Annotated in this window: 9 protein-coding genes; 8 read left to right on the top strand and 1 reads right to left on the bottom strand. The window is 62.6% G+C overall.

Going from position 1 to position 7559, the window contains the following annotated elements:
* The 8 genes from J9889_RS17810 to J9889_RS17775 form a co-directional block, all read left to right on the top strand.
* Nucleotides 1–241 (top strand): hypothetical protein (locus J9889_RS17810; RefSeq protein ID WP_210557560.1); only part of this gene is annotated, 241 nt, incomplete at its 5' end.
* 100 nt (nucleotides 242–341) lie between these two features.
* Nucleotides 342–986, top strand: coding sequence for an adenylate kinase (gene adk / locus J9889_RS17805; protein WP_010674422.1), 645 nt, complete (start codon nucleotides 342–344; stop codon nucleotides 984–986).
* Between the two features lie 119 nt (nucleotides 987–1105).
* Entirely contained in the window at nucleotides 1106–2080 is a 975-nt protein-coding gene (gene hemH / locus J9889_RS17800; protein WP_042017278.1) for a ferrochelatase, read from the top strand.
* 64 nt (nucleotides 2081–2144) lie between these two features.
* Nucleotides 2145–2537 (top strand): MAPEG family protein, encoded by a 393-nt coding sequence (locus tag J9889_RS17795; protein ID WP_052815270.1) that lies wholly within the window; start codon nucleotides 2145–2147, stop codon nucleotides 2535–2537.
* Between the two features lie 175 nt (nucleotides 2538–2712).
* The gene (locus tag J9889_RS17790; protein ID WP_052815269.1) at nucleotides 2713–4017 is read left to right on the top strand and encodes an inosine/guanosine kinase; all 1305 of its coding nucleotides are present in this window, start codon (nucleotides 2713–2715) and stop codon (nucleotides 4015–4017) included.
* Between the two features lie 162 nt (nucleotides 4018–4179).
* Nucleotides 4180–5808 (top strand): methyl-accepting chemotaxis protein, encoded by a 1629-nt coding sequence (locus tag J9889_RS17785; RefSeq protein ID WP_039038910.1) that lies wholly within the window; start codon nucleotides 4180–4182, stop codon nucleotides 5806–5808.
* A 123-nt stretch (nucleotides 5809–5931) separates the two neighbouring features.
* Nucleotides 5932–6294 (top strand): DUF2750 domain-containing protein, encoded by a 363-nt coding sequence (locus J9889_RS17780; RefSeq protein ID WP_010674427.1) that lies wholly within the window; start codon nucleotides 5932–5934, stop codon nucleotides 6292–6294.
* A 147-nt stretch (nucleotides 6295–6441) separates the two neighbouring features.
* Nucleotides 6442–6936, top strand: coding sequence for a hypothetical protein (locus J9889_RS17775; protein ID WP_010674428.1), 495 nt, complete (start codon nucleotides 6442–6444; stop codon nucleotides 6934–6936).
* On the opposite strand, the gene J9889_RS17770 is transcribed toward J9889_RS17775, so the two are convergent.
* The gene (locus J9889_RS17770; RefSeq protein WP_349237016.1) at nucleotides 6899–7483 is read right to left on the bottom strand and encodes an EAL domain-containing protein; all 585 of its coding nucleotides are present in this window, start codon (nucleotides 7481–7483) and stop codon (nucleotides 6899–6901) included. The two genes, J9889_RS17775 and J9889_RS17770, sit on opposite strands and share 38 nt — an antisense overlap.
* Nucleotides 7484–7559: the final 76 nt, after the last annotated feature.

Genomic DNA, 7559 nt, shown 5'->3' with positions numbered 1-7559 from the left:
TATAACCTGGCCAGAAGGAGGCAATATCAATATGATGCACGGCGACAGCAGGGTGATGGTGGTGGTGTGTTTGGAGACAGCCAGTTTACCAGCACCCTGTCTGTCAACTTCCACTTCCCCAAGATCCCGCGAAGAACCTTTTTTTTGGCCGTTCCCCTCTGGTGCGTTGCTGCATTTTCAATCATTTTTAGTGGTCGTCGTCTGCGTCTTTGGTCGCAGAGACGGGGCGGGAGTGTGGTGATAATCTGGCCACTCACACGGGGCGAGCTTGTTAATACGGGCGAAAACGTGTAGTTTTTTGCCTTCTCAAGAATTGAATAACCAATCAACTAGGAGCGTGTATGCGCATTGTTCTGTTGGGAGCTCCGGGCGCCGGCAAGGGTACCCAGGCTCAGTTCATCATGGAAAAACACGGTATTCCGCAGATCTCCACCGGCGACATGCTGCGTGCGGCGATCAAGGCGGGTACCGAGCTGGGCCTCAAGGCCAAAGCCGTGATGGACGCAGGTCAGCTCGTCTCCGACGACATCATCATCGGCCTGGTCAAAGAACGCATCGCGCAACCGGATTGCGCCAACGGCTTCCTGCTGGACGGCTTCCCCCGCACCATTCCCCAGGCGCAAGCCATGAAGGATGCCGGTGTGACCGTGGACTTCGTGCTGGAATTCGACGTGCCGGACGAAGAGATCGTCAAGCGCATGAGCGGCCGCCGCGTGCACTCCGGCTCCGGCCGTACCTACCACGTGGTGTTCAACCCGCCGAAAGTGGAAGGCAAGGATGACGTGACCGGCGAGGATCTGGTGATCCGTGCCGACGACGAAGAGACCACAGTGCGCAAGCGTCTGGATGTCTACCATCAGCAGACCGCGCCGCTCATCGGTTTCTACGGCAAGGAAGCGGAAGCGGGCAACACCCGTTACGTCAAGATCGACGGCACCCAGCCGGTGGATCTGGTCAGCCAGCAACTGGCCGCCATTCTCGGTTAAGCCATTCAGGGCCGGCAGGACGCAGCCGTTCGCCGGCTGGCTACGAGAGTGAGAAAAGGGTCCATACCGGGCCCTTTCTTGCATTCCATTCCCACGACACAGAACGACAGGATGCTAACGTGACCACGAAAACCGGGATCTTGCTGGTCAATCTGGGTACCCCGGCCGCGCCGACCACGGCGGCGGTCAAGGCGTTTCTCAGCCAGTTTCTGCACGATCAGCGGGTCGTCGACCTGCCGCGCTACCTCTGGTGCCCCCTGCTTCACTTCATCATCCTGCCGACCCGCTCCCCCAAGGTGGCCAAGCTCTATCAGCAGGTATGGACCGAGCAGGGCTCCCCCCTGATGGTCATCAGCCAGCAGCAGCGCGCGGCCCTGGAGCACGAGCTCAAGCGGGAAGGGGTCGAGGTGCCGGTGGCGCTCGCCATGACCTATGGCGCCCCGTCGCTGGCCGATGGCTGGCAGGCCCTCAAGGCCCAGGGGGTCAACCGGGTGATCCTGCTGCCGCTCTATCCCCAGTATTCGGTCAGTACCACCGCCTCGGTGTTCGACGCCTGGGCCAGGGCGATGAAAACCGAGCGCAATCTGCCGGTGGTGCGGCTCATCCGCGATTACCATGCCCACCCGGAGTACATCCAGGCGCTGGCCATGAGCGTGCGTCGCCACTGGGAGCAGCACGGCCAGGGGGAGCATCTGCTGATGTCCTTCCACGGCATTCCCGAGCGCTACGAGCGGGAAGGGGATCCTTATGGTCATCAGTGCAGGCGCACCGCCGCCCTGCTGGCGGAGGCGCTGGGGCTGGCCCCGGAGCAGTGGACCGCGAGCTTCCAGTCCCGCTTTGGCAAGGAGGAGTGGCTCAAGCCCTACACGGACCTGACCGTGGGCGAATTGCCCTCTCGCGGCGTCAAGCGGCTCGATGTCATCTGCCCGGCCTTCTCGGCGGATTGCCTCGAGACCCTGGAGGAGATCCAGGTGCAGAACCGGGAGATCTTCATGGCCGCCGGTGGCGAGCAGTTTGAATACATCCCAGCCCTCAACAGCGATCAGGCCCATATCCGAATGATGGTTTCCCTCATCTGTCGCGAGCTGGCATGATGACCGTTCTCATCCGGTGCCCGACGTGGCGGACGTTCGGATTCAACGATAAAGGAGTGTCCTGATGATGCATATCACGCTGATTTACGCCGGCCTGCTCGGGCTCTTGTTTCTGCTGCTCTCCTTCTGGGTGGTCAAGCGCCGCGCCCAGTTCAGGGTGATGATAGGGGAGGGGGAAGCCCCCGAGATGCTGGCCGCGATCCGCGCCCACGGCAACTTTGCCGAGTACGTGCCCCTCACCCTGCTGCTGATGGCCCTGTGCGAACTGGCGGGGGTCGGGGCGCTCTGGTTGCACCTGGGCGGTGTGCTGCTGCTGGTGGGTCGCATCCTGCATGCCATCGGCATCCAGATCCCCAGGGCTCCCAACATGCCGCGCCTCTTCGGCACCCTCTTCTTCTGGCTGTCGCTGGGGATTTTCTCGGTGCTGGGCCTGGTGCAGGGGCTCTCGGCAAGCTGAATGTCATCCCGCAACACCACCCCGCCACGGGGTGGTTTTTTGTGGCAGACAAGTCAAACGTTTTCCTCGCAAACCCTTGTCTATACTGACCTCAAAATTCAATCGTGCGACTTTTCGGCGTGGTGGATTGTGTTAAAATCCCGCCCCTCTTTTCCCCAGAGCACAGAAGATTGCCATGAAATTTCCCGGTCAGCGCAAGTCCAAACACTACTTCCCGGTCGACAGACGTGATCCCCTGATCCCGCAGAACTCCCAGCTCACCGAACTGGGCAAGGCCTATGTAGTGGGCATCGATCAGACTCTGGTGGATATCGAAGCCCATGTGGACGAAGACTTCCTGAACCGGTACGGCCTGAGCAAGGGCCACTCCATGCTCATCTCCGACGAGGTGGCGGAGCTGGTCTACGACGAGCTCAAGGCCAACAACATGGTGGTGAGCGAATTTGCCGGCGGCACCATCGGCAACACCATGCACAACTACTCCGTGCTGGCGGACTCCCACTCCATCCTGCTTGGCGTCATGAGCCAGGACATCCGCATCGGCAGCTATGCCTACCGCTATCTGTGCAACACCTCCTCCCGGGTCAACCTCGACTACCTGCAGCCGGTGGACGGCCCGGTCGGGCGCTGCTTCACCTTCATCACCGAAGGGGGAGAGCGCAGCTTTGGCATCAACGCCGGCAAGATGGATCACCTGGATGTGGACCACATCCCCGAGACCATCATCAAGGAGGCCTCGGCCCTGGTGATCACCGCCTACCTGGTGCGCGGCGCCGACGGCACGCCCATGAAGGAGGCCGCCATGGCCGCGGTGCGCTATGCCCGCGAGGCCGGGGTGCCCGTGGTGCTGACCCTGGGCACCCGCTTCGTCATCGACGAGAATCCCCAGTGGTGGCGCGATTTCATCAGCGAGAACGTGACTGTGCTCGCCATGAACGAGGACGAGGCGGAGGCCCTGACCGGGATAAAGGATCCCCTCGGCGCGGCCGACAAGGCGCTGGACTGGGCGGACATGGTGCTCTGCACCGCAGGTCCGGTGGGGCTCTACATGGCGAGTTACACCGACGAGGACTACAAGCGCGAGACCACCCACACCCTGCTGCCCGGCGTCATCCCCGAGTTCAACATGTACGAGTTCAGCCGTCCCATGGCCCGGGACAAGTGCCGCAAGCCTGCGCGTATCTACTCCCACATCTCCCCCTACATGGGCGGCCCGGAGAAGATCAAGAACACCAACGGGGCAGGGGACGGGGCGCTGTCCGCCGTGCTGCACGACATGGTGGCGAACGCCTACCACCGCATGAACGTGCCGAACTCCGCCAAGCATCTCTCGGAATTCCTGACCTACTCCTCTCTGGCCCAGGTGTGCAAGTACGCCAACCGGGTGAGCTACGAGGTGCTGGCCCAGAGCAGCCCGCGCCTCTCCCGCGGGTTGCCGGAGAAGGAAGACAGCCTGGAAGAGGTGTACTGGGAGCGGTGATACCTCTTCCTGTCGACCACGAGAAAGGGTGCCACTGGGCACCCTTTCTTGTTTTTGGGGCTGGATCATGTTTTTGGCATCGCTTTTGCTGACATCGTGGACAGCCCGCGTCGCGGCGGCATACCTTGTGTTAAGGATATGTAGCTGCTGCGGGGCGAGGGTATGTTGAGACAATGGAGTATCGGTCGGCGTCTGTCGCTGGTGACCCTGATGGTGCTGGCGCTGCTGGGACTGCTGCTGTTCTTCTGCCTGCAGATCTATCAGCAGGGGCTGATGGGTGAGAAGAGCCGCCAGACCCAGGCCCAGGTGGAGACCGCCTACAGCCTGGTGGCGGGGCTGGAAGCCAGGGTGCGCAAGGGGGAGCTGGACGAGGCGAGCGCCAAGGCCGAGGCGCTGGCGCTGATCAAGGGGTTGCGTTACGGCAACGATGACTACTTCTGGATCAACGACAGCCACCCCACCATGGTGATGCACCCCATGAAACCCGAGCTGGACGGCAAGGATCTCTCCGGGGTGGAGGACAAGCAGGGGCTCAGGCTGTTCGTCGCCTTCGCCGATCTGGCCCGGGCCCAGGGCGCGGGGGAGGTGGCCTACTACTGGCCCAAGCCGGGGGTGGACGAACCGGTACGCAAGATCTCCTACATCAAGCGCTTCGCCCCCTGGGACTGGATCATCGGCACCGGCGTCTATGTGGACGACGTCGAGGCCCAGTACCGGGAGGTGCTGCACACCCTGCTGGGGATCGGGCTGGTGCTGGCCCTCCTGCTGTTTGCCGTGGTCGGCCTCATTGTGCGCAGCATCGTCGTGCCCCTCTCCCGCTCGGTCTCGGCCCTTGGCAACATCGCCAGGGGGGAGGGGGATCTGCGGGTACGTCTGCCGGAGTCGGGGCGTGACGAGCTGAGCCAGCTCAGCATCAACTTCAACCTCTTCGCCAGCCAGATGGCGCAGCTGGTGGCCCGCAGCCAGCAGATAGCGGATCAGAACCGGGTGCATGCCCACCAGCTGGCCGAGGTGGTGGAGCGTACCGGCGCCATCGTCACCGGCCAGGAGCAGGATACCCTGCGGGTGGCCAGCGCCATGGAGCAGATGACGGTGAGCAGCCGCGAAGTGGGCCAGCACGCGGCCCAGGCCGCCGACGCGGCGGATTCGGCCCTCAATCTGGCCCAGCATGGCCGCGAGGTGGTGGTCCAGACCCGGGAGTCCATCAGCCAGTTGGCGGACGAGATGGTGGAGACGGTACAGGCGGTGAGCCGCCTTGAGCAGGAGACTCAGCAGATTGGCTCCGTGCTCGACGTCATTCGCGGGGTAGCGGAGCAGACCAACCTGCTGGCCCTCAACGCCGCCATTGAAGCGGCACGGGCCGGGGAGCAGGGGCGCGGCTTTGCGGTGGTCGCCGATGAGGTGCGTACCCTGGCGACCCGCACCCACAGCTCCACCGACGAGATCCGGCAGATGATCCAGCGGCTGCAGGAGGGGGCCGGCAAGGTGGTCAGCGGCATCAGCCAGTTGCAGCAGCTCTCCCGCGCGACGGCGGACAGGGCCGGCGATGCGGATGTCGCCATCAATGCCATCGATGGATCCGTCCACACCATTACTGCCATGAATGGGCAGATTGCCACGGCGGCGGCGGAGCAGAGCCGGGCGGCGGAGGAGATCAACCAGCGGCTGGTGGCCATCACCCAGCTGGCGGCGGATGCCCTGGCCCAGAACCGGCTGACCGAGCAGGCATCCGGGCAACTGGCGCTGGCCTGCGACGAGCTGGGGGCCCTGGTGGCGAAATATCGCATCTGACGGCCTTTATCCCCGCTTTTTCGGGATAAGGCTTGAGTCTGGGGGGCTTTTGGGACACCATCTGCCCCATTCTCGGCCAGCCCTGGCCGACAGCCTGCCATTGCTTTGCAAGAGAGAGACCCCATGAGCAAACTAACTGACAATCTTGACGCCAATTTCCAGCTGTTCATCGAAGAAGTCCGCGAGTCGGGTCAGGTGTGGGGTCTGCGCTACGGTGAAGACTGGGTGGTGTGCCGCTCCGCCGAGTTCGAAGATGCGGACGTGATGCCGCTCTGGTCCGCCGAAGGAGATGCCCGCCTGCACTGCGTGGACGAGTGGGCGGATTACGAGCCGGAAGTGATCGAGCTCGAAGAGTTCCTGGACATCTGGATCAACGATCTGGACGAGGATGACGTGCTGGTCGGCCCGAACTGGAACGCCGATCTGGAAGGTCAGGAGCTCGAGCCCATCGAGCTGGCCAAGGCGCTGGTGGAACTGGACGCCTGAGTCAGCCGACCTGCCGGATTGTGATGAACCGGCCCCCTTCGGGGGGCCGGTTTTTTTATGGCCGCCATGGGCCATGAAAAGGTGATTTGCCTTTGCACCCGTCCCGGGGATGGGTCATCATCAACCCTTTGCCGATCGGGAGGTGCCATGTTTGTCTTTGACGTGACCACGAAGGCGGGGGCGCAGGGGAGGATCCAGGTACAGGCGCTGGACTGGAGCCAGAGCGGCCCGGTGAGCTTTCAGTGTGACAGCGACGAGCTGGCCCTGGTGCTGCTGAGCGGGTGCCGCTGCGATGCCGTGGGGTACTTCAATCTACTGGGGGGCTGCAAGCCGCTCTACGTGGAGCAGTGGCTCACCTATTTGCAGGAGCGTGGCCAGCTGGAGAAGGTCACGGCCCGCCAGGAGAGCCCGTCCCAACCCGATTACCTGACCCGGGCCGGGCTGGCGGATGACGAGCTCAATGCCCTGCTCGGCCAGATCTACAAGGTGGCCGGGTTCAACCGCCTGCAGATCAACCGCTACCTCAAGCATCGCCACAACCCGACCATGCTGGCGACCCGTTACGATCAGAAGGAGCTGGAGCGTTATCGCCAGCTCAACGACATCATTCTGACCCTGTTGAAGCTGAAACCGTCTCCGTGAAGATCCCCATCTGACCGATCTCCGGCCCCAGCTCTTGGGGTCGGGCGATGAGGTAGCCCTGCAAGCCGTCCACATACATGCTCTGCAGCATCTGCTTCTGGCCTATCTGTTCCACCCCTTCCGCGATCACCAGGCAGCCCATGCGATGGGAGACGTCGACGATCATCCGCACGAACTGCTGATTGGTGAGATCCTGCTCCAGCTCGGTGATGAGACCGGGGTCCAGCTTGATGTAGTCGGGTTTGAGCTCGCGAAACAGGCTGAAGGAGCCGATCCCCTTGCCGAAGTTGCAGATGGCCGAGCGGCTGCCGTGGCGCCTGAGCAGCTCGAACAGCCGCCTGGACCCGGTCAGGTTGCGCTCCAGGTGCTCCTCGTCGAGCTCGAACACCAGGTTGGCCCCGATGTCGGGGTCTTTTTGCAACTGGTGATCCAGCCAGATGAGAAAGGCGCTGTTTTGCAGCAGGGAGCCCGGCAGGTTGATACCAATCAGATTAAAGATGTGATCTAATTGCTCTATTCTGGTTTCACTGTACTCAGTATGTCCGATCCAATCGATTTCTTGGCCCTCGCCAAGGCAGAAACCAACGCCAGGAAACGCATGCGATTCCTGGCGTTAGCACACT

This window comes from Aeromonas sp. PrichA-15, assembly GCF_017939245.1.
In the GTDB taxonomy this organism is placed as follows: Bacteria; Pseudomonadota; Gammaproteobacteria; order Enterobacterales; family Aeromonadaceae; genus Aeromonas; species Aeromonas caviae.
The sequence above is the reverse complement of the archived record's forward strand: the minus strand, read 5'-3'. Positions and strand labels throughout refer to the sequence as shown.